The following is a 22,734-nucleotide window of genomic DNA, read 5'->3' on the forward strand; positions in this document are numbered from 1 at the left end:
CTGCTCGCTTTGTTTGCTGCGTTTCGCGACGGGAGCCGAACTATAGCAAAGCATTCGCCAGTCTGCCAAGCACTTTTTTGCGCCGGATAAAAAATCCAGTCTGCATCATCAAAATCTTAAAAAAATGACATCGAAAACAATAGCTCAAGACCGTGTATAGGGATGAACCCCGTGATTCGATGCCACTCAAACAAGCATGCCGCCTTCTTCGCCATTGGTCTTCATCCTGCGCCTCATGCGCCTCGCCTTGATTGCCATGGCGATCAATGCAAGCTTTGCCGTGATCGAACCGGCCGTCGAACGTTCGACCTATCTGTCACGCCTTGTCATGTCCGATCCGGTGCGGCATTTGCGCATGCCGGTCGACCGGGTTGCGCAACGACAGCTTCGCGATACCTGGCATGCGGCCAGGAGCCATGGAAGAAAGCATGAAGGCATCGACATCTTTGCAACCCGGGGTACACCGGTCAGGTCGACCACCGAAGGAATAATCAGCCGCATCGGCACCAACAAATTGGGGGGTAACGTCGTGTGGGTGCTTGGTCCGGGCGGACATCGTCATTACTATGCGCATCTTGATCAGGTTGCCAATATCAGGACAGGCGAACGCATCGGCGCTGGCGCCTTGCTGGGATTCGTAGGGAATACCGGCAATGCAAAACTGACACCGCCTCATTTGCATTATGGAATTTATACCGGCAAGGGCGCCATTAACCCGTTTCCATTACTTTCCGGAAAAGTGGCGGTACCCCCTTCGCATCCGGCATCATGAAGAAGCTTGCGGACAGATGCCCTGAACCAAGAGGCTGTCTCGAACGTTCGGGAAGAGATGCATATCAATACGACATTGACAATCCGAAGCCTCTCTTGATCACGAACCCATGTCCACCTACCTGATCCTGAAAACACTTCACGTCCTGTCTTCGGTCTTTCTCGCCGGAGTCGGATTCGGTTCCGCCTACTATCTTTTTTTCGCCAACCGCAGCAACAGCGTCGCGGCGCAAGCTGTCGTCGGGCGACTGGTTGCGCGCGCCGACTGGGTCTTCACCACGCCCGCAGGATTCATCCAGCCTATTACCGGATTCGCGCTGATGCACATGGCTGGCTGGAAAATGAGTACGCCATGGATTGCATGGACTCTGGTGCTGTACGTCCTTGCGGGAGCCTGCTGGCTTCCAGTGCTCTGGCTTCAGTTGCGAATGAAGAACATGGCTGAGCAAGCGGTCGCTAGCAACAGTGCGCTGCCTGCGCTCTATTGGCGATACGCGCGCTGGTGGGAAGCGCTAGGCTATCCGGCGTTTGTTGCCATGGTCATTATTTACTTCCTGATGGTCGCCAAGCCGAACCTGCCCTGGCCTTGGCAGTGATCATGGAAGTTTGAGCATGCCTGCGTGAATGGCACCTAGCGAGTCAACACCGGCAGCACTTCGGTCAGTGCCTGCAGGGCCGCCATCTCTTCTTCAAACATGCCGCCCTTGGACTTGTCACGGTTGGCAATGGAGGAAACACCTGCCGGCAGTTGATGTATCTGCATGGACGATGCCCGCAGCAATTCTTCCATGTCGATCTCTTCGACCGGAGAACCTAGGCGCCGCCCGTCGACAATGGTGACGGTACCGGAACCTATCACCTCGAACTTCTTGCCGTGGCTGATGACGAGCGCCGTATCTTCATCAACGCCTATCCCGATCAGCTGCGGATGCCTGGCAACGGCGGAGGCAAGCCGGTCAAGCCTTCGCCGCTGCGAGAAATGCTGGTCGATCAGGGCGCCGCGCAGGAGCCCAAGCCCGTCGCTGATGGAGCGGCCGGCCAGCATGTCGCGCGACATGGCGGCCGCGCCGGCGCTGGTGCCTGCGATGCAAAGGCCATTGATGCGATAGGCGCGATCCAGCGCCCGTTCGACGCCGGTACCGCCGATCAGGCCGAGCAACCTGCGCTGATCGCCTCCTGTCAGCAGGACGACATGCGATTGTTCGATCAATGCGGCGAGTTCCGGATTCTCGCCGTCTTCGCGGGAACCGATGGCGGCATGCCTGCGCCGCGTGACGCCAAGCTCTTCGAATACCCTGTCATAGCGCCCCCATACGAAATCAGGGAATGCGCTTGCAGCGGCGATGACGGTCACCACCGGGTCCGCCTGCCCTGTCAGCGCAAGCATATGACGCAGTATCACCCGGTCCCCGGTACGGTCTTCCGCACCCCCGATTATTACGAGATGCCCCGCCGGTTGACGAACGTCCGGCCGCAACACGGCATCCGCGGGCGCGGAGCCGGAAGAAGGATTGGCACCTGAGTTCTTGAACACGCCGGCAGCACTCCAAGTGCTCAGCAGGCTGAGGCTGGCAAACAGAAATTTTCTTCTTTTCATGGACTGGCAATGATGATGGAAACAGCGCGATCGGGAACCGACATCTATCGGTCCATTTGCAAGGCACACCAGGTTCTCCGTTTCTGACCAGAGTTTGCACGAAGCGTTGCGAACAAAGGCTGTCGGACGCCGTCTATCGATCATGAATGCAATTGAAAGATCCGGCCATGCACTTAGCGGCAATATAATGTCACTCGATTATGACGGCATGATTGCCATGCCTGCGTGAATGGCCAGGCGCTGATCCAGTACAGCTCCAATTTTGCTGAAATGCCCTGCATGCGACATGGATGAGCCTTTTCCGGAACGTCCTGTCAGTCCAATCCAAGTCAACTGCCTCGAGCAGCGAAATGCCGCTCTGGCTGCAATTGCCGATTTCCGTTTTACCGCCGATGACAGAATCTACCAAACCCGTGCGTGTTGTACCGACGCGTTCCAACCTGCTTCAACAAGCCGCATTGCCCGTGCTTTTTCTGCTGCTGGGCGTGATTTACGCTAGCTGGGCTGCCCGCATTCCGGCCATCCGGGACTCGCTTGCGCTGAATGCGGCACAGCTCGGCATCGTGCTGTTGAGCAGCGGCATCGGCGCAGTGGCTTCGTTTCCCCTGGCTGCCTGGCTGATAAGGCGGCACGGGGGACGACAGTCGGCATGGCTGACCGGCCTCGTGTTGCTGGCAAGCCTGCCGGCATTATCGCTTGCTCCCGGCTTTGCCGGTCTTCTGCTTGCCGCCGTCGTGTACGGCGCCGCTTCCAGCAGTTTTGATGTAGCCATCAATGCGATCGGGGCGGATGCGGAAAAGCTCGCCGGACGCTCCATCATGTCCGCCCTGCACGCCTGGTTCTGTGTCGGCACCGTATCCGGAGCACTGATCGGCAGTGCCGTGGCCGGCATGGGTGTGGGCCCCGCCATGCACTTCGCTGCGATTGCCCTGCTGTTCCTCGCGCCGCTCCACCTGTGCTATGCAAACCTGGACAAAGATGAGTTGGATCCTCGTGGCGCCGAGCGAAGCTTTGCAATTCCGCGCGGCCCTGCGGTCGTACTCGGGGCAATCTGTTTTTCCGGGGCGGTGGCGGAAGGATCGGTTGCCGACTGGAGCGGCGTATTCATGAAAGATAGACTGGGCGTCGGAGACGGCATTGCGCCGCTTGCCTTTGCCGGATTCGCGGCCATGATGCTTGCCGCCCGTCTGTTCGGAGACCGCCTGAAGGATATGTTTGGGGCTCGGCGCGTCATTTGCACTGGCGCTCTGCTGGCGGCGACCGGAATATTCATTGCTGTTCCGGCGTTTAACACCATGACGACAATATTTGGATTTGCAATCGCAGGCGCCGGAATGGCGGCGCTATTCCCCTTCGTCTATAGCGCTGCTGCCCGCTATGGCTCGACCGCACTGGCTGCGGTTGCGACATTCGGCTACAGCGGTAACCTGATCGGCCCGCCGATCATTGGTTTCGTCGCGCATGGCTGGGGCTTGCAAACCTCACTGGCCCTGCTTGGCGTTTTATGCCTGTTCATCGCGGCGGCGGCATTTCTCGCGCGTGCGCTCGACTGATGGTGCGGTGAACCCTGCTTGGCCGCGATTCGTGGTTCATGGCAGGCCGGCAATCAAGCATCAGTAATAGGCAACGCTTGGTGATCCCGGCTCGGTTTCAATAAGAATAAGGTGCTCGGGCGCCATCGCGTAACCAAGCTCCCACAAGTCTGCAAGCACGGTTTCCTTGGCCTGAGTCTCCGAAGATGCATTGACAGCAGTGCTGCCCTTGAGCCCGCGCTTGTTGTACTCAAAATGATAGATCGACATTGTTACCTCGTTGCATTATTTTCGAGATAAAGGTAACAAGATGAAGACCAAAGCAACTTGCGAGATATCAAGAAGCTTGCCGTGCTCGCGAAATACCGCATGGAAGCACCTGAGAACTACGGCTCGGGAAGCGCACCGAATACCACTGATTGAAACGCGAGGAGGATACGGAAGAGGATAATACGAAAGGATTGGGCCTTGCGTGGCGGGATCGGAAGACCTCGCGTCCATTACGACAGCAAGAGAAGGATAGCAGCAGCTTCACCAGCATCGACATGCCTGGTGCCCAGAAGAGGACTCGAACCTCCACGTCTCTCGACACAGCGACCTCAACGCTGCGCGTCTACCAATTCCGCCATCTGGGCGACAGCTGCTTCCTACACTTCCGACATGACAGGGATTCGCAAAAATCACCCGTCATAAAGACTGGTGCCCAGAAGAGGACTCGAACCTCCACAGTGTTGCCACCGCTAGGACCTGAACCTAGTGCGTCTACCAATTCCGCCATCTGGGCCCGCCGTGATTCGATGAGAATCACGTCAAGGAGGCGCGCATCTTACCCCATAGAATCGAAACCCTCAAGTGCCTAAGTACCAATTCCATGAAAAANCCGCCGTGATTCGATGAGAATCACGTCAAGGAGGCGCGCATCTTACCCCATAGAATCGAAACCCTCAAGTGCCTAAGTACCAATTCCATGAAAAAGTTTTCGAAGCCTGTGTGCCGCGCCCGTCGAATGGCGACGGAATCGACAGTAAATCATGCGCGGGGATTCATGGCCGGCGCGGAATGAACCCATAGTGAATGACATATGCGTGGCCGTCGTAGACGGCTGCGGTGCAGCGCTCGACGCCCTCCTGCGAATGCAGGATATCGACCAGGAGATAATCCGGCTGACCGGCGGGCAGCTTCTTGCACAGGCTTGCGTATCCGCGGCGAGTTGCTGCGGGCGCAGGCATCACCCATTCGCAGGCGGGCAGCGATGTCTGCGAAACTGCGGGGATAACCGGGGACTTGGGAAATAGACTGTACATTGTTAAATTGGCGTCAACGGATATCGCCGGACGATTCATTGATCTTCGACTTCGATATCCGCCTGCCCACTGGAAGTGTTCAACCCGGATTCTGCGCACCCTGCTTCCGGCGGCGACTATAAATCACCATGGTCTGGACCAGCATGGCCCACTCCATCTCCTCCAGGTAAATTTGCGCGCTGCGTTCAACATAGTGGTAGGTCCAACCGCACTCGCAGCACTCCGGGCAATCGAGATCGGGAATTGCCTGCACCATCGAGGCGGTATAACGCATCAGGTCTTCGATAGATACTTCGTCCTTGTCCATTGTCTGCTAACCCGTTCGTTGAATGGTCAATGTCATTGAGACATCGATTCCCGGCAAGGATTCAACGATCGTGTTGCGTGCATGTGAAGCGTGCATGTGAAGCATTGAGGCTTTCGCTGCACGCAAGAAACTATCCCACTATCATTACAGAATGAAACAGACCAATCCCGCAAGCGCGATCACCATGATTACGCTGGCCGCCCTCTTGTTTTCACTGATGGACGCTGGCACCAAGTATCTTGGCGCACTGCTGCCGATGGTACTCATCCTGTGGTGCCGATATGCGATCCAGACACTGGTCATGGCCGGCACGGTCCTGATCAACAGGGGACTGGCGGGCTTCCGAACCGGGCATCTGCGCGTACAGTTCCTGCGCGGCACTATGCTGATCATGCTGAGCGTTCTCACGTTCTATAGCTTGCAGTATCTGCCGCTGGCGGAATTTACCGCGATTATCATGCTTTCGCCCATTTTCGTGACCGTGCTTACCAGCCGCCTTTCGCAGCGGCCGCTCGGCCCGCTGCGCTGGCTGCTGATACTTACCGCATTCGCCGGTACGATGACGGTGATACGGCCGGGAAGCGCCCTGTTCAATATCGTAGCATTGCTGCCGCTGGTTGCCACCGTCGTGTCCGCAGCCTATAACCTGGTCACGAGCCGATTGGCCTTGCTGGATAATCCGCATACCACGCAGTTCTACACCGGGTTAACCGGCGTTGCCCTGCTCTCGCCGCTGATCGCGCTGCAGGCAGGCCAGCTGCAGGAGCTCGGCATCCGGCTGGAGACCAGCAGCCTACTTCTTCTTCTCGCTGTCGGGCTGCTCGGCACGGTCGCCCACCTGCTCCTCGTCATGGCCTTTCGACGCATGCATCCTGCGGCGCTGATGCCGTTCACCTATACCCAGATTGCTTTTGCCGCGTTGATCGGCTGGATTTTCTTCCGGCATTCACCGGACTTCTGGGCTTGGCTGGGCATGGGCGTCATTGCCGCCAGCAGCTGCATGTCGGCATGGTTGGACATGCATGAATCACGGCGCCTCTCGAAGAAGTGAAACCGGTGTGAATTTGCTACCGGCCGCGCTACGCATATTTACATTATTTCCAAATCAAGCGAATGCCCATGGAAGAATTGTAGATATTACCTATTACGGGCTGTAGCCCCCGTTGTACTGGTTCCATACCAGGAAACGCGTTTTTCTCGAAGTTCTTCGGCCTGAACAGTGGCGAAATCGATCAGCGAAAGTACATCGGCTTCCAGCGGCCGGACCCGGCACGCGCTTTGCTATTACACCTTCACCCAGCAATGATTTTGCTTTATGGCCGCCGGGGACCGACCCGTCGCAACGGCGGTCAAGATAAATATTTACGACTCAGTGCATGCAGATAAGGAGAACTGAAATGGCATACGATAAAGTTGCAGTGGCAGCGGTCAAGGCAGTAAGCACTCTCTTGCAGAAGATGCCCGATGAAACGACCAAGGCCGACGCACTTGGCGTCATGATGATGACAAACTACAACCTGCTGCGCGATGTCCATGGCGACGAATTCGTCCGCGCATGGCTGCAGACAGCGCTTCAGGATCTTGAGCAGAATCCGCCGATCTTCACCAACGCCAGCATGCATTGAAGCGCTTCGCCGCATACTCCACTCCCGTCCGATAGCCGCAGGCGGGAATAGGCCGTCGCGGCGCGACTGCTGCCGGTTCCTCAAAGCCGTTGCAATGTTGGGGGCGAAATTTACGACGACGGTGCTTCACGTCAAGTTAAGACGTCATGTTAATGTCCGGCCAGTGGCATGCGCCCACCTTGACCATTCCGGTTAAAAGATGCCGAAGAAAGAAAGCAGCAGCAAGGTCAGCACGATGGATACAAGGATGGACCCAAGGCATCCGAGCCGCTTCGAAAAAAAGAAGAACATGGCGTGTCTCTCTGGAGTTGAACGTTGCAGGAAGCCATTCCTGTCTTCAAACAAATGAGACAGACCAGTGTCGGCGAAAATTCCGGGCTCTCGGCCCGGTGCCGCTAATTCCGGGGCTCGCTGCGCATCAGGGCAACTGCCGGCGCAGCGCTTCAAAGAAAAGTTCCGACTGCAGGCGCTCGGACTGAACCTGACCGGCGACCTTCGCCGCCAGCGATGGATTCACCGGACAGAGCTCCAGACCGGTCGACAAGGCGATCACCTGGGCGGCGCATGCGCGCTCCAGGTAATAGAGGTCGTCATAGGCATGGTCAACCCGCCCGCCGCACACGACCACGCCATGATTGCCGAGGAAGGCGATATCGGCACCATTCATCGCGTTGGCGATTCGCTCGCCTTCTCCGCTGTCGAGCGCAAGGCCGTTATAGTTCGCATCGCTTGCGATGCGACCGTGAAAACGCATCGCATTTTGCGACAGCGTCGTGTCAAGCGCGCGTGCCGATGTCAGGGTAAGGGCCGTTGCATAAGGCATGTGCGTATGGAGCACGCATTGCTTGCCAGCGATCCTGTGAATGGCGGCATGAATGAACATCGCCGTCGGCTCCACTTCATGGCGGCCCGCAATCTTGTTGCCCTCCTTGTCGACAATCACGATATCCTCGGCCCGCACCTCGGACCAGAGCAAGCCGCGCGGATTGAGCAGGAAATGCTCGTCATCGGGGAGCGCAACACTGAAATGATTGCAGACGCCTTCCGCCAGGCCGTGATGGGCGGCGGCTCGCAATGCGAGTGCGAGATCTTCCCGCAAGCGTGCCACTGCGGGCGCATCAAACAACGTGTTCAGGACCAGTGTGGAAGATTTCATGACCATTTCGCCGTGCTCGCGTGTAAGGGAAGGACACGATGCAACCTTAGCACGGAACGCCCGGGACGTGCCATGCACATCGGCTGGGCCCGGCCTGCAGGAATTCAGGAAAAAGGGCAGAATGCGATGCCCTTGCATACCGTATATATCCGGTTAACGAGCTTTGGCAGACGCATACGCTTTATCGTAGGCATCGCATCCCGCAATCACATCGAACCGGCGCGGCTCGCGCCGAAAAATCATGCCCAGCCTGACAAACAGACAAGCGATCAAGCCGGCGCGAAGCGATTGGGTTTCTGAACTCAAGTCCACGCTGTGGCTCGGATGGCCTCTGATCCTGACCAACCTTGCACAAACCATTCTGACGGCAACCGATCTCGCCTTAATCGGACGGCTAGGGGCCGACAGCCTGGCGTCGGCGGCGCTGGCGGCCAGTCTGTATCATGCCGTCATGATCTTTTGCCTCGGCGTGGTCTCTGCGGTCATCCCGCTGATTGCAAGCATAATGGGAGCGCGGCCGCATTCGGTCAGGGATGTCAGAAGCACGGTCCGGCACGGATTCTGGAGCGCCGGCCTGATCTGCATTCCAGTGTGGCTGCTGCTGTGGAATGCCGACAGCGTGCTGATCATGCTGGGCCAGCAGCCGGATATGGCGCGGCGATCGCTGGAGTTCATGCACACCCTGCAGTGGGCGCTGTTTCCCTTCCTGGGTTACATCGTGCTGCGCTCATTCCTGAATGCGATGGAAAGTCCAATATGGACGTTGGCAGTCGCCTGCATTGCCATCGCATTCAATGCCCTGGCCGCATGGTGCCTGATCTTCGGCAATTTCGGCTTCCCCGCCCTCGGGCTTGCCGGCGCCGGACTGGCCAGCTTCTGTTCCAGCCTGCTGATGTTCGGCGGTCTGGTCGTGGTCGTCTGCCATCATCGCCGCTTTCGCCGCTACCGCCTGTTCGGGCGACTTTACGAGCTCGACATCAACAGGTTGCGCCAGCTATGGCAGCTCGGTCTGCCTATCGGTGCGACCATGGCCTTCGAAACCACGATCTTCTACGCCGCCGTGGTGATGATGGGCCTGATAGGACAAACCGCCCTGGCCGCGCACGCGATTGCCATGCAGATTGCCTCCATCGGCTTCATGGTCCCGCTCGGTTTCGGACAGGCGGCGACGATACGCGTGGGGCGTGCGTATGGCGCAGGGGATGCGGCAGGAATCGCGCGCGCGGGCTGGAGCGCTTACGCTCTCGGCGTAGGCTTCATGGTGATTACCGCGAGCCTGATGCTGTTCTCGCCCACGCTGCTGATCGGGCTGTTCATCGACATCGGCAATCCGGAAAACGCGGAGGTTGTCCGGCTGGGCGTCGGTTTTCTTGCGCTGGCGGCCCTGTTTCAACTCGCCGACGGCGCCCAGGTAGTCTGCGCCGGCATGCTGCGCGGCATCCATGACACGCGCGTGCCCATGATGCTGGCCGCGCTCGGCTACTGGGGAATAGGCTTGCCGCTCGGCGCGGCGCTTGCCTTTGCCGCCGGGTTGGGCGGGTCCGGGGTGTGGCTGGGACTGGCGGCGGGACTGGGAACGGTTGCCGTGCTGATGACACGCCGCTGGATGCTGCGTGAACGCGCTATTGGGATTCCTTGATGAGCCGGCCCGCCGTAGCCTGCACGGGGCGGGCATTCATCGGATACAGACGCGCAAAGATGGCAATCTGCTGCGGCGAAAGCTTGATCGGCTCCTTCATCACGATCCACAGCACGCCTTCGCTGCAAGGGGGCGTTGTCAGCGATCCCATGTAGGTATAGTACTCGCGCCGCTCGGGCAGGATCTGGCTCATGTCCAGCGCGGTGATAGGCACCAGCGGTTCATTTTGTTCCAGCGGCAGGTTGTTCCAGACGGCCTGCACCACGGGATTGGGATTGCCGCTTTCGACGAGCAGCGCCACGACCGCAAGGCGACCCTCCGCGTCCTTGTGGACGAGGTGGGCCACCATCGGAAAACCGCGGCCGCCAACGGTTTCCTCGGCCGGATGATGGAAATGGAATTGCAACAGTTCGTAGGTGCGCCCGGTAAGCGAGATGCGATTGCCCGCGCCGAAATTAACCTGCACCGTATACCCGTTGTTGACGACATTGTACGAAGCCGGTCTGTAATCGAAATTGATCGTTTCCAGTTCAACCTGGATGCCTTCGCGGATGTCGATGGGCGACTGGCGATTGCCGGAATGGCATTTCGCCCAGGCGGGATTGATCTTTCCCCAGCGCAGGGGACCGGTCTCGCCCTCATAGCTCCAGCGCTCGACGGGTGGCGCAGGAGGCGCCGTGGTTTCGCCGGCGGCCGAAGCCTTGGGGCGGCTGCCGCCCCGTTCACGGCGTATCTCTTCCTGCCGTGCCCTCATGATTGCGGCAACTTCCCGTTCCGTCTGCTCGTGCTTGGCCCGGATTGCGGCCAGTTCGGCAGCGCGGGCCAGATTGACGGCTGCGCTGTCTGCCCCTGCGAGAGCGGAATGAGAGAAACAGATCCCCAGGCTCAATGCTGCGAGAGAAAAAAATCTGTTGTTAGGCATATGCTGTCCCTATTGTTACCAAGCAACATCATTTTAGCCTTCTCTTCAGGTTTACCGAACAAAAAGCGCTTGGCGAACAACAGGCCGAACCGCTCAAGGTACAGCGGCACCGACAGAACAATGAAAAAACAATAGACGGCAACCCACTGCCGTGAAACATCGACAACATCGGACGGCGGCACAAGCCCTGCCGGCTCAAGACGAATCTCCACGAATGGATGTTCGACTTGCTCCGGCATCTCCCTGAACGAGGCCACCAATACTTGATCAGGTGCCCGGGTTGCCGGCGGTAGTGCTTCCGGGCGAAATGCATGGCCAGATGTCGTTCGCAATGCGCCAGGTACGCTCGGGCATGACAATGATTTCATTAGCAGGCTGTCCCGCCGCCGCATCGAAGACACTGATCCTGACTCTCAGATCTCCGTTGGGAAACTTCCTAGGGTCAAACTCCAGGCGCGCGATATGGCCGTCGCCGGACACCGAGAAGCTGCCGTATTTTGGCGTGTAGCCATCGGGCGGCAGCAGTTCAACGTTTCTGATGCGGGTACCGAGCACCTCGAGGGTGACCATGGAGCAAACGTAGGTGCCGTTCTCTGGCGCACTGGTCAGCTGGGCGTTGAAGGGACCCGGCGGCTGGCTGCTTCCCGGCGACAGGCAGGGCCAGATATCGTTGGCAATGCGCCAGGTGCGCTCCTGCATCGCGACGATTTCGTTCGCCGGCTCACCGGCCGCCGCATCGAAAGCACTGATCCTGAATTTCAGGTCGCCGTTCGGAAAGTTTTTCGGGTCGAAATTCAGGCGAGCTATCTTGCCGTCGTCGGAAATGGTGAAGCTGCCATATTTCGGCGCGTAACCCTCCGCCGGCAATAGCTCGACATTCCTGAGACGCGTGCCCCGGACTTCCAGCGTCTGCATGTTGCAGACATAGGTATTGGTTGCCGGCGCCGAAATCAGGGTTGCCTGGAATTGCGTAGTCGATCCTCCCGAGCTGCCGGGCGATACGCAGGGCCACGTATTGTTGGCGATCTTCCAGGTGCGCTCCGACATCACTACGATCTCTTCCGCCGGCTGTCCGGCTGCGGCATTGAATGCGCTGATACGCACTCGCAAATCACCGTTGGGCCAATTCCTGGGATCGATTTGCACGCGTGCGGTGGCACCGTCTTCGGACACGGTGAATGTCGCGTATTTCGGCGTGTAACTTCCCGGCGGCAGCAGTTCCACATTGCGAATGCCGCTGCCCCTCACTTCCAGCGTCATTGCCGAACAGACGTAGGAACCGTCTCCAGGCGCACTGACGAGCGTGGCGCTGAAACCGGAAGCCGCACTGACTTCCGTGTCGGCGAGCAATCTTGCACCGCCGGCCGCCGTACTTACCGGCGCGTCGCCACCACCTCCACCACCACCGCAAGCCGTCAACAGCATCGCTGCGGCACACAATACCGCTCCCAGTAAGCCCGAGGGAGCCAAGGCACGACATTTCATTTCCACTTCCTTTCTCATTATCCTGATCGGCAATCGGTTTCAAGTTTCAACACCCGGATTCAACCGGCATATGCACTCCATCCCTGAGCTGTTCTTGACTTCGTGTGAAGCTAAGGTAGTGAACCGATACTTGCGCGCGTCTGATATTTCGCAATGGCGCCGGAGAAGCAACACTGGCCGCGCGGCATCCGTAAGCGATCCGTAAACACGCCTGCGGCATCTGTAAACAAATGCCGGCTCTACGCTAATTTCCGTCTGATTTATGCACACCTAGATAATGTGCAAACTCCATCCTGCATGGGCTCGATATACTTTTCGGCTTGGCCTGTCATTCACCAGTCACCAATGAGAGCGCGGCACGCGCATGAAGAGAGCTGAAGGTGTCAGTTCCTTTTGCCAAACGGAAATCCGGATCGCCAGGCACTATGCCGCCGGCAGGCTTGCCGCAAACCGTATTGCCGCCCTATGCAAAATTCTCGCGGCCGCGGGTCAACCATGCCTCCCAGCGACCGCGCCTGTTCGATCGCCTGCAACAGGCGTGCCGCGACAATGCGGTGGCCTGGATCTGCTCGCCGCCCGGCGCCGGGAAGACCACGCTGGCAGCCAGTTTTCTTGCCCTTCATGGTGTGCCGCATCTCTGGTATCAGGTCGATCAGCAGGATGGTGATCCGGCCCTGCTGTTTCACTATCTCGGTCATGCGGCGCAAGCGGCATTCGGAGTCCCGCCGTGCCAATTCGACGCCGGAGAAGTCGAGACCGGCAACCATGCCCGCCGCTTCTTCCGCCAGTTCTACAGCGTGCTGCCTGCTGGTACCGTCATCGTCTTCGACAACCTGCATGAGTTCGACTGGAACCATGGCGGCGAACTGCTCGAAATCGCCTTCAGCGAAATTCCGTTCGGACTCACAATATTCGCGCTGAGCAGGGAGAGGCTGCCAGCCCGTCTTTCGCGGATGGCGGCGAACGGTCTGCTGACGACAATCGATTGGGATGAACTGCGCTTCGAAAAAAACGAAGCGGAATGGCTTTTTGCCCGCCGGGACACGCCGGACCTGATGCTCCATGCCATGCTAGACAAGGCGGACGGTTGGGCCGCAGGCATCGTCATGCTGCGCGACGCGTACTCCCGGGCTGCCGTTGACCGCGATCCGGAGAGCCTGCTTGCAGCGGGCCGCGATGCCATCTTTCATTACTTCGCGGGAGAAGTCATGGACCGGCTGTCCGGCCCCGCGCAGAACCTGCTGCTCAAGCTCGCCTGCGCGCCGCCGGAGGATCTGCATGACCCGCTGGATGGGACCGAGCCGGCCGAGGCGGTCGACACGGTGAACCGCTTGTGCGACAACCGCTGGTTCGTCAGCCGCGCCGGAACCCGGCCGGAGCGCTACGGGTTCCATCCGTGTTTCCGTGAATTCCTGCGGCACCGGGCGCGCCAGCAGCTGGGGTTCCAGGATTATGCAAGGCTGCTGCGGCAGGCTGCCCATCGGCTTGAAGCCAGGGGAGAGCTTGGCGCTGCACTCAAACTGCTGCAGGAGGCGGGCGAAAGCAATGCCATGGCCAATCTGCTGCTGCGCAACGCGGAATGCATGTGCCTGAGCAATCGGGGCAGCATTTGGCGGGAATGGACGCGGCAACTGCCGTCCGCCGCCGTGGATGGCAACCCGTGGCTGTGCTACTGGCATGGCATGTCACTGATCCAGGTCGACCCGCCGCAGGCGCGGCAATACCTGCGCCGCGCCGAACAGGTCTTCGCCGCCGGCGGCGACATTGCCGCGGCGTTGCTGTCGATGGCAGCCGTCGTCGATTGTCACTATCACGAATGGAACGATTTCGCGCCCCTGCAACGGACCACGCAAACCATGCTCGGCCGCCTGCGCTTGCTTGCGCCGCAGACCATGCCGCCGGAAAAGGAATTGCTGGTCCGTTCCCGCATCCTGCTCGGCCTGTATCTGACCGACCTGGAGTCGCCGGATTTCGAGAGCATGTTGCACGAAGTTCTCGACATCCTGCCCGCCTGCACGAACGGCAACGAGCAGCTCGCGGCGGGAACGATTGCCCTGCATTGCCTCAACTGGACCGACATAGCCGGCGCCCGCAATCTCATCGTGGCGCTCAATCATCTGATCGACAGCGACAAGGTCGCGCCTATGCACAAGGTGTCCTGGGCTCGCGCCGCGCTCTACCGGCATCAGCTCGACGGCGATCGCGATGCCGCCGAGCTGATGCTGGACCGGATGCAGAAGCTCGCCTCGGACGACGGCGTGCAGCATCTGCGCTTTCATGTGCAGTTCCGCATCGGCGTGCAACAGCTCGCCGGGCGCGACACCGCGGCGGCGCGAGCGACGCTGGCCCAGGCCCGGCAGCTGATGAATCCCCGTCGCAAGCTGGAGGTCGCCTATTACAAGCTGCTGGAAGCGGTGGTCCTGCTGCAGGACGGCGACCACGGCGCGGCGCGCCGGATCGCGGAGGAAGCGCATGCCGCCGGTGTCATGCTGCCGTCGATGCGATATCAGCTCAAGCTCCTCGTGGCCTTCTGCGCGGCGCATACCGCCGACTGGGACGGCGCTTCGCGCTGGGCGGCCGATGCAGTCTGCCATGCGTACGGCCGCGACAAGGACGTCGCAAGCGATGCCTGCCTGATGCTGGCGACATACCGCCACGCGGCGCATGACGAAACGCCACAGGCATCGGCCTGCCTGCGGGCGCTGCTCGCCGGACAGCTGCGCAAGGGACTGTCGCTGGACCTCTACATTTCCACGTTTCCGCGCGTCTCGGCGCCGCTGCTGTCGCTTGCGCTGCGCGAACGCATCGAACCCGAGTTCGCGCGCCGCCTGATCCTGCTCCACCGGCTGCCGCCTTCCGACCGCAGCAATGCGCAATGGCCGTGGCCGGTGATGGTGAGGGCACTCGGCCAGCTCGAGATCAGGGTTCGAGGCGAACCCGTGCATCCGGCCGGGAAGACCCAGCAGCGGCCGATGGATCTGCTCAAGGCGCTGCTTGCGGCCGGTCCGGACGGTGCGGCGCAGGCGGTGCTCGCGCGCCGCCTCTGGCCGGATGCGGCCGATGCAAGGGCGGCCTTGCATGTGACGGTGCACCGGCTGCGCAAGCTGTTCGGCCATGACGGCGCCGTGCAGGTGCGGCGAGGCAACGTGATGCTGGACGCCTGCAGCGTCTGGACCGACGTCGACGCGCTGGACGCGCTATGCGAACGCATCGAGCGGATGCCTCCGGCGGCGGGCGCGGCCGTCCTCGGGCAGTATTGCCAGGATCTGCTCGACCTGTACCAGGGCGCGTTCTGCGACGGTGAAGAAGACGCGTGGATGACCCTGCCGCGCGACGGTTTGCGCACCCGTTTTCTCGCCGCGGCCGGGCAGTTGGGAATGCGCCTCGAGAAACTCGGCGAGTGGCCGCTAGCCCGGCAACTGTATGCCCGGGCGCTCAAGGCCGAGCCGCTCGGTGAAGCCATCTATCGGGGACTGATGCGCTGTGCCTGGGCACAGAACGATCCGTCGGGCGCTTACAGCATCTACCGGCAATGCCGGCAGACCCTGTCCATCGTGCTCGGCAGGTTTCCCTCGCCTGAAACCGAGCGGCTCTCATTCGATCTTGGTCTCAGGAACAGGGACTGACGCAGGGACAGGCCCATGAGCGGCGGCATCAGCATCAGGCCGTCGCTTCCCCGCCCTGCCGGCTAGCCACGTCGGCCAGCAGCATGGAAAGCTGGCGCATATCCATCGGCTTGACGAAATGATGATCGAACCCGGCATCGCGCGCCGCCACGCGGTCCTGCGGCTGCCCGTAGCCGGTCAATGCGACCAGCACCGGCCCGCCGGCGCCGGGCAGTTGCCGCAGACGTCGCGCCATCTCATAGCCATCCATTCCGGGCAGGCCGATATCGATGAAACAGATGTGCGGCGCCACCTGCTGCGCGCGTTCCAGTCCGGATTCAGGCCGATTGCAGATAAACACTTCGTGACCGCCGGTTTCGACGAACATGCCGAGCATGGTCGCCGCGTCGACATTATCGTCGACGATGAGCACGCGCAGTTGCCCGGATGCGGGAATTGCGGGACCGGAAACCGGTTCCAGCTTGGCAGCAGCGGATGGCGCTTGCGGCAGGCGGATGGTGAACAGGCTTCCCCGCCCCAGGCCGGCACTGTCTGCCGTGACGCGGCCGCCGTGCAGATTCAGCAGGCTTCTGACCAGCGCAAGGCCGATGCCGAGCCCGCCCTGGGAGCGGTCCGAACTGCGTTCAGCCTGCGCAAACAGCTCGAACGCCTGCTTGCGCAACTCGGGCGACATGCCGATGCCGTTGTCGCGCACCGTGATCGTCACTTCGTTTCCGCCGAGTTCCATCCCGATCGCGATGTCGCCGCCCTCGGGCGTGTATTTCGCGGCATTGTTGAGCAGGTTGGTCAGCACCTGGACCAGGCGCTTGTTGTCCCCCTGTACGTATGCCGGTTCTTCCGGGAGCTGTATCGCGAGGCGATGCCGGCGCGATTCGATCAGCGGCGTGACCTGCTCGACGGCATCGGCGATGATGTCCGCCATATTCAGCGTTGCCAGATCGAGCGAAATCAATCCGCGGGTCACGCGCGACACGTCGAGCAAGTCATCGACCAGGCCGGTTATGTGCTCGACCTGGCGCGAAATGACTTCACTGGTGCGTCGGACGCGCTCCTCGTCCGTCCTCGCCAGGCGCAGCAGTTCGGCAGCGGAGGCGATCGGCGCCAGCGGATTGCGCAACTCATGCGCCAGCATGGCAAGGAATTCATCCTTGCGCCGGTCCGACTGTCGCAAGGCTTCCTCCGCCCGCACGCGGTCGGTCACATCTATTTGCGCAATGACGCCGCCGACCACTTCACCCGCCACATTGCGCACGGGTGCGCCGGAAGTCAGGATGATGCGCCGGTCGCCATGATCGCCGAAGGGTTCGATTTCAATGATGTCTCCGGCGGAAGGTTCGCCCCGCAGCACACGGGCCATCGTCCAGTCTTCGCTGCCCAGCGGCTCGCCGTGGCGTTCGGACCCGTCCGCCCACCAGCCGCGCCACTTGCCGTAGTCGACAATGCCCTCGGTCCGCGGAGTCGGGCCGCCCCAGAGGTTTCGATGCGTGGAATTGAAACGAAGCAGCTTGCCCGAAGTATCCGCCATGACAATGCCGACCGGAGCGGCTTCGAGCAAGGCGTCGAGCGTGCGACGCTCGCTTTCCGCTTGCCGGGCAGCTTCCAGCGCGCGCCGCTCGCTGGCGCGCAGGGCGTCTTCGGCCCGCTTGCTTTCGGTGATGTCGAAGACGATGCCGCTCATGCGAGTCGGCCTGACAGTATCATGATGGATGGCGCCATGCTCTGCCAGCCAATGCACGCTGCCATCCGGCCAGATCACACGGAATTCGCAATGCCAGTCCCTGAGCTCGCGGAGCGCCGCATCGAAATCGCCGCGCACGCGGTCACGGTCATCCGGATGGACATGGGCGTAAAAGCGTTCCAGCCCCCATTCGGCGAGCAGTTCCTCGTAGCCGAAACACTGGCTGTGCCGCAAGGTATGCGTCACCTTGCCGCTGACGAGGTCGAAATCCCATGCGCCGATCGCCGCCGCCTCCAGCGTGAACTGCAGGCGGCCGGCGGTCTGGAGCAGCAATTCCTCGGCGCGTCTGCGTTCGGTGATATCCAGCACCACGGCCATCACGAGATCGGACTGCCCGCGTGCGGCGGCCTGGATCAGGCTTGCGGAGACGCTGCACCATAATGCCGTGCCGTCCTGTCGCAGATAACGCTTCTCGATTTCGAACGATTCGCCGGTTGCGACGAGGCGCTCGAACAGCAGCATGTTGCGCGAGACATCTTCGGCATGCGTGAATTCGCTCAGATGGCGGCCGAGGATGGAATCCCGGCTCCTGCCAAGCAATTCGCAATACCTGCCGTTGACCTTGACCAGCCGTCCCTCGGTATCGGTTTCCGCGATGCCGACGGCGGATTGTTCGAACAGCGAGGAAAGATGCGATTCGCTCGCACGCAGCGCTTCGGTCGAACGCACCCGTTCGATATGCGCCCAGCAGCGCTCCACGACATCTTCCAGCAAGGCGATTTCATCCTGGTGCCAGAGCCGGGGCGCGGCGTTATGCACGGCCATCATCGCCACCAGCCGGCCTTCCTTCACCAGCGGGCAGCAGATGATGGCCTTGATGCCGATGGCATTGAACATGTCGGCGCCCTCGCCCGGCTCCAGTTCGGCATCGACATCATGCACGACCAGCGTCCGGCCCTGCCGCATGTCGCTCGCCGCGCGCGGTCCGAACAGGTCCAGCGAATAGGTGCCCGCCGTTGAGGCCACTCCCGGCTCCGCCCAGTCGTGCCGAATGGTGAATGCATCGTTGTCGGGCTCCAGATCGGCATAGGCACAACGGGTGACTTCCATCTGCTCTCCCACCATGCGCGCCGTGACTTCCATGACGGTCTTCGGATCGGCGGCCGATCTTGTCGCCTCGCTCACCGCATCCAGCAGGCGCAGCCGCTTCTCCATCTTGCCGCGTCGTCCGAGATCGTCTGCCAGCAGCCTCACGTTGACAACCACCGGTGCCGCCAGGGCGGCCAGTTCCATCGCAAAATCGGCGTCCGCCGCGCTATGGCGCCGACCCGAGCGGCCCATGAAAAGCGTCAGCGATCCCACCAGCTCATTGCCGAAGCGCATCGGCACGGACAGCATGGACCGGCACGCAAGCCGCCGCAGCAGGGCGAGATGATCATCGTCCGCAGCCACGCTGCGATACCAGGCGTCGTCGATATCGGCATGCAGCGCCGGCTCGCCGCTGGACAGCGCGCACAGGTTCATGTCGGTGCGGGTCTGGCGGACCCACTGCGTCGGCCGCAGCAGGTCTTCGATTTCCGGATCAAGATGCGCGCGGACGGTACGGCGCACGCCATCGCCGAGTACGACATCGAAAAAACCGTAATCGCCAAGTGCGGGGAGGCAGGCCAGGATGACGTTGCCGAGCGTTTGCTCGAAGTTCAGTGATGAGGCAAGCAGCTTTGCTGCGCGCCTGAAGATAGCTAATTGCTGTTTTGCAATGTCAGTGTCGACAGACTCATCGAGTTCGTTCATACCCGGATTCTACCCGACCCTTTGTCGGCTCATCGGGCGGCTGGCTCGCTCGCAGCGCACGGGGCACCCGGGAAAAAACCACCTCCCTGCTTTTCAGCCAGGCACCGATTTCCTCGGCCGGCTTCGGACGGCTGTAGTAGAAACCCTGAAGCTCATCGCAGTCCGCCGCCCTGAGCAATTCGACGTCGGATTCCTTCTCCACCCCTTCCGCGACCACTTTCAGGCCCAGCGTATGGCCCAGGCCGATAATGGCCCTGGTTACGGTCAGGCTGTGAGGAGCATGATGCATGCTCCTGATGAAGGAACGATCGATCTTCAGCTTGTCTATCGGGAAACGGTACAGGTAGTTCAGACTCGAATAGCCGGTGCCGAAATCGTCGATGGATAAGGAAAAGCCAAGCGCCTTGATGGCCTCCAGCGTCTCGATCGTTGTCGGCACGTTTTCCATCAGGATGGACTCGGTCAGTTCCAGTTCGATATGACGGGCATTGATCGGATAGGTGGCCAATGCCGCCCGCAGCACCGGAAGCAGCCCGGCGTCCCTCAGCTGCACCGCGGAGAGATTGATCGATATCGGTATTTCACCCAGACCTTGTTCACGCCATTCGATATGCTGGCGGCAGGCCTGCTGGATGATCCAGGCACCGATGGGCACGATCAGTCCGGTTTCCTCGGCAATGGGAATGAATTGCGCCGGCTGCATCATGCCCTTGGCGGAATGCCTCCAGCGCAGCAGGCATTCGACCCCGGCAACACTGCCCTTCCCGGCATGAATTCTTGGCTGGTAGTGCAGCACCAGTTCGTCGCGCTCCACGGCATGGCGCAGTTCGCTTTCAAGATGCAGGTGCTGCACGATCCTGTCGTTCAAGGTCTGCGTGAAGAACTGGGCATTGTTGCGGCCCTGGCTTTTCGCCTCGTACATTGCCGAGTCGGCGTTGCGCATCAGCTGTTCGATATCGCTGCCGTCGTCGGGAAATACCGACACGCCGATGCTGCAGGAGATATAGAGCTCCGCGCCTTCGACCGGGTGCAGCGCCGTGATCATGGGAATCAGCCTGCGCTCGATGATTCTGCCGATCTCCTCGGCATCCCTGACTTCATTGAGGATGATCACGAACTCGTCGCCGCCGAGACGGCTGACCGTATCGCCCTCGCGCACCGCATTGACCAGTCTTGCGGCGACAGAGCGCAGCAATCCGTCGCCGACATGATGTCCCAGCGAATCATTGATATTCTTGAAGCGGTCGAGATCGATGAACAGGATACCCAGCTTGCCATTCTTGCGCCGCGCCTGCTGGATCGAGAGCGTCAGTCTTTCCTCGAACAGGAGCCGGTTCGGCAGCGATGTCAGCGTATCGTGATGCGCGAGAAAATGGATATGCTGTTCGCTCGCCTTGCGGTCGCTGATATCCAGGGAGATGGCGATGAAGTGCGTGATGTCACCGCTGCCGTCCCGCACGGCGTTGACCACCAGCCAGGCCGGATAAGTCATCTCCTTCTTGCCGGTGATCCAGACCTCGCCCTGCCATGACCCGGTGGCCATGGCCGTCTGGCGAATGACGGAGGTCAACTCCTTCTCGTTGCGTTCGGCGAGCAGGAATCCCGGGTGCTTGCCGAGCAGATCGGGCAAGCCGTACGAGGTGGTCCGGCAAAATGCGGAGTTGGCCGAGATCACGATCCCTTCTGCATTCATCACAAGGATGCCCTCGGACGAAGCCGAGAACACCTTGGCCCAGAGCTCCAGCCTTGACTCGAGCGATTTGATTTGGCCGATCGGCGTGAAGGTGCTCAGCACCGCAGGCTGGCCCTGGTATTCCACCCGTCGCGCCGACACCAGCGCCCAGCTCGGCTGGAGGCCGCCCAGCCAGCGCACCTCGAATTCATTGATGCTCCCTACGTCGCTGAGCGTCTGGAAAAAACGGATGCGCGCATCGGGTTCCATTCCGGATTTCCATGGATCGGTGTCGCATCCGTTCAGCCAGGCTTGCGCGGCATGGTTGGCATGCAATACCTGATGATGCGGAATCGCGGTGACCAGCAGCGGAATCGGCACGCTGTCGACGAGCTTGCGCTGGGCTTCGGAGGCACGCGCCCGGGCCACCAGTTCCTGCTGCTCCATGCGCTGGCGGTTAAGCTGCTCGAGCATGCTGTTGAAGCCGTCCACCAGGCGTCCGATCTCGTCCTCGCTGTGCCAGACGGCGCGCAGGGTGTAGTCGCCGGAGCGGCGCACGTTTTCCGCGACATGGGCGACGCGGCCCAGCGGCAGCGCAATCTGGCGCGCCACGTAATAGACCACCGAAAGAATCACCATCAACAGGAGACCGGCGGTGCCGAGATGGGTCCACATGCGGTGAAACTCGCCCTGGATTCGTGTCGTAAGCAGGCGATGCAACTCGCCTTGCGCATCGGCCCACGCCGATTGCAGGCTCGACACCGCGGCGCCGTAGGCGCGCCGGGGATCGCCTTCGATCCGGCTGCCCGGAGAAGCGCCGATGATGTTGTGGCTGATCGCACGGAAGCGATGGAGTGATTCCATCAGCGCGGACTGCGACGCAATGAGGTTGCGCCGAAGGTCCGGCGTGCTTGCGGCGAACGCTTCGCTGTAGTCGGTATCGACACCCTTGACGATGGCATCGAGCCGGCCCGAAAGGATAAGGAATTTGGTGAGCCAGCGCTGCCGTTCCTCCGCGGCCAGGTCTTGCTCGTCCCGTGTCAGCCGGTGCATCGCATTGAGAACTTCCAGCAGTTCCGGAAACCGCAGCACCACGAGCGACATCGTGTAATAACTATCGAGATCAGGGTCGAGAATCAGGTTCGACTGGTTGCCGACGCGCGTCAGCAATGCCCGGCCGGCCGCCATGATGTCGGTCGGATCGAGATCGCCATGGGCTGTTTTCGACGCCGTCGGTGCCGTCAATTCAGCGCGGCGCATGAGCTGCGCAAGTTCGCCGGCAATTTCGGCGCTCTCCAATCCTTTTCCGAATTCACGCTCGGCCCGCTCCAGCTTTTCTTGCATCGCACCTAATGGTGCAGCCACATGCGGCCGATCCGACGGGGGCACAAGGTAATAGACGGAAGGGATGGCAAACAAGGCTTGCCTGACGACCCCGATGTACTGATTCCCCGCGACTTCCTTTTCGGCGAAATTGATAGCAATGAATTTCTCGCGGATAAGGATACCGGAAATGAAAATGACCGCACTCAGGTCCAAGAAGTAAATCAGTGCCAGCTTGCGACTCACGGTGAGACGGCCAATCAGGCGTGAAAGGTATTGCCGCATAGGTCATGAGAACCGGGG

Annotated in this window: 17 protein-coding genes and 2 tRNA genes; 7 read left to right on the forward strand and 12 right to left on the reverse strand. The window is 60.6% G+C overall.

The annotated features are described in order from the left end of the window. Positions 1-196: 196 nt before the first annotated feature. Positions 197-772 carry a M23 family metallopeptidase gene (locus tag RY831_RS24310; protein ID WP_326508962.1) on the forward strand — a complete coding sequence of 192 codons (576 nt, stop codon included), beginning with the start codon at positions 197-199 and terminating at the stop codon, positions 770-772. Between the two features lie 109 nt (positions 773-881). Further along, positions 882-1,367, forward strand: coding sequence for a DUF2269 family protein (locus tag RY831_RS24315; RefSeq protein ID WP_326508963.1), 486 nt, complete (start codon positions 882-884; stop codon positions 1,365-1,367). Positions 1,368-1,402: 35 nt separating this feature from the next. Here RY831_RS24315 and RY831_RS24320 read toward each other — a convergent pair whose 3' ends face one another. Then, on the reverse strand, positions 1,403-2,368 hold the full coding sequence (locus tag RY831_RS24320) for a cyanophycinase (RefSeq protein ID WP_326508964.1): 966 nt from the start codon (positions 2,366-2,368) through the stop codon (positions 1,403-1,405). 464 nt (positions 2,369-2,832) lie between these two features. On the opposite strand from RY831_RS24320, the gene RY831_RS24325 reads away from it, so the two are divergent. Then, the gene (locus RY831_RS24325) at positions 2,833-3,921 is read left to right on the forward strand and encodes an MFS transporter (protein WP_326509022.1); all 1,089 of its coding nucleotides are present in this window, start codon (positions 2,833-2,835) and stop codon (positions 3,919-3,921) included. 60 nt (positions 3,922-3,981) lie between these two features. On the opposite strand, the gene RY831_RS24330 is transcribed toward RY831_RS24325, so the two are convergent. From RY831_RS24330 to RY831_RS24350, 5 genes are all read right to left on the reverse strand, one after another. Further along, positions 3,982-4,170: a hypothetical protein gene (locus RY831_RS24330; protein WP_326508965.1), complete on the reverse strand. Its 189-nt coding sequence runs from the start codon at positions 4,168-4,170 to the stop codon at positions 3,982-3,984. A gap of 280 nt (positions 4,171-4,450) precedes the next feature. Continuing rightward, a tRNA-Leu gene (locus RY831_RS24335) sits at positions 4,451-4,535 on the reverse strand. A gap of 62 nt (positions 4,536-4,597) precedes the next feature. Continuing rightward, positions 4,598-4,684: transfer RNA gene (locus RY831_RS24340), tRNA-Leu, on the reverse strand. A gap of 259 nt (positions 4,685-4,943) precedes the next feature. Further along, the gene (locus RY831_RS24345) at positions 4,944-5,204 is read right to left on the reverse strand and encodes a hypothetical protein (RefSeq protein ID WP_326508966.1); all 261 of its coding nucleotides are present in this window, start codon (positions 5,202-5,204) and stop codon (positions 4,944-4,946) included. Positions 5,205-5,283: 79 nt separating this feature from the next. Then, positions 5,284-5,511, reverse strand: coding sequence for a hypothetical protein (locus RY831_RS24350; RefSeq protein ID WP_326508967.1), 228 nt, complete (start codon positions 5,509-5,511; stop codon positions 5,284-5,286). A gap of 151 nt (positions 5,512-5,662) precedes the next feature. On the opposite strand from RY831_RS24350, the gene RY831_RS24355 reads away from it, so the two are divergent. After that, entirely contained in the window at positions 5,663-6,562 is a 900-nt protein-coding gene (locus RY831_RS24355) for a DMT family transporter (RefSeq protein ID WP_326508968.1), read from the forward strand. Positions 6,563-6,908: 346 nt separating this feature from the next. Beyond that, entirely contained in the window at positions 6,909-7,136 is a 228-nt protein-coding gene (locus RY831_RS24360) for a hypothetical protein (protein WP_326508969.1), read from the forward strand. Positions 7,137-7,554: 418 nt separating this feature from the next. On the opposite strand, the gene RY831_RS24365 is transcribed toward RY831_RS24360, so the two are convergent. After that, complete coding sequence (locus tag RY831_RS24365; RefSeq protein WP_326508970.1) at positions 7,555-8,292, reverse strand: aldolase; 738 nt, start codon at positions 8,290-8,292, stop codon at positions 7,555-7,557. A gap of 241 nt (positions 8,293-8,533) precedes the next feature. On the opposite strand from RY831_RS24365, the gene RY831_RS24370 reads away from it, so the two are divergent. Continuing rightward, positions 8,534-9,931 carry an MATE family efflux transporter gene (locus RY831_RS24370; RefSeq protein WP_326508971.1) on the forward strand — a complete coding sequence of 466 codons (1,398 nt, stop codon included), beginning with the start codon at positions 8,534-8,536 and terminating at the stop codon, positions 9,929-9,931. On the opposite strand, the gene RY831_RS24375 is transcribed toward RY831_RS24370, so the two are convergent. The 3 genes from RY831_RS24375 to RY831_RS24385 are packed head-to-tail and all read right to left on the reverse strand — an operon-like array spanning position 9,915 to position 12,338. Continuing rightward, the gene (locus tag RY831_RS24375) at positions 9,915-10,853 is read right to left on the reverse strand and encodes a carbonic anhydrase (protein WP_326508972.1); all 939 of its coding nucleotides are present in this window, start codon (positions 10,851-10,853) and stop codon (positions 9,915-9,917) included. The genes RY831_RS24370 and RY831_RS24375 overlap by 17 nt on opposite strands. After that, positions 10,817-11,092, reverse strand: coding sequence for a hypothetical protein (locus RY831_RS24380; RefSeq protein ID WP_326508973.1), 276 nt, complete (start codon positions 11,090-11,092; stop codon positions 10,817-10,819). Before RY831_RS24380 ends, RY831_RS24375 begins: the two co-directional genes overlap by 37 nt. 28 nt (positions 11,093-11,120) lie before the next feature. Continuing rightward, entirely contained in the window at positions 11,121-12,338 is a 1,218-nt protein-coding gene (locus RY831_RS24385) for a hypothetical protein (protein WP_326508974.1), read from the reverse strand. 380 nt (positions 12,339-12,718) lie between these two features. Here RY831_RS24385 and RY831_RS24390 point away from each other — a divergent pair, with 380 nt between their 5' ends. Beyond that, complete coding sequence (locus RY831_RS24390; protein ID WP_326508975.1) at positions 12,719-15,964, forward strand: AfsR/SARP family transcriptional regulator; 3,246 nt, start codon at positions 12,719-12,721, stop codon at positions 15,962-15,964. Between the two features lie 34 nt (positions 15,965-15,998). Here the strand turns inward: RY831_RS24390 and RY831_RS24395 are convergent, their stop codons facing one another. Then, positions 15,999-19,436, reverse strand: coding sequence for a PAS domain S-box protein (locus RY831_RS24395; RefSeq protein WP_326508976.1), 3,438 nt, complete (start codon positions 19,434-19,436; stop codon positions 15,999-16,001). After that, a complete protein-coding gene (locus RY831_RS24400; protein ID WP_326508977.1) occupies positions 19,420-22,716 on the reverse strand; it encodes an EAL domain-containing protein in 3,297 nt (1,098 codons plus the stop codon). The genes RY831_RS24395 and RY831_RS24400 overlap by 17 nt, the downstream gene beginning before the upstream one ends. Positions 22,717-22,734 lie beyond the last annotated feature (18 nt).

Source organism: Noviherbaspirillum album (assembly GCF_035916955.1).
In the GTDB taxonomy this organism is placed as follows: Bacteria; Pseudomonadota; Gammaproteobacteria; order Burkholderiales; family Burkholderiaceae_D; genus Noviherbaspirillum; species Noviherbaspirillum album.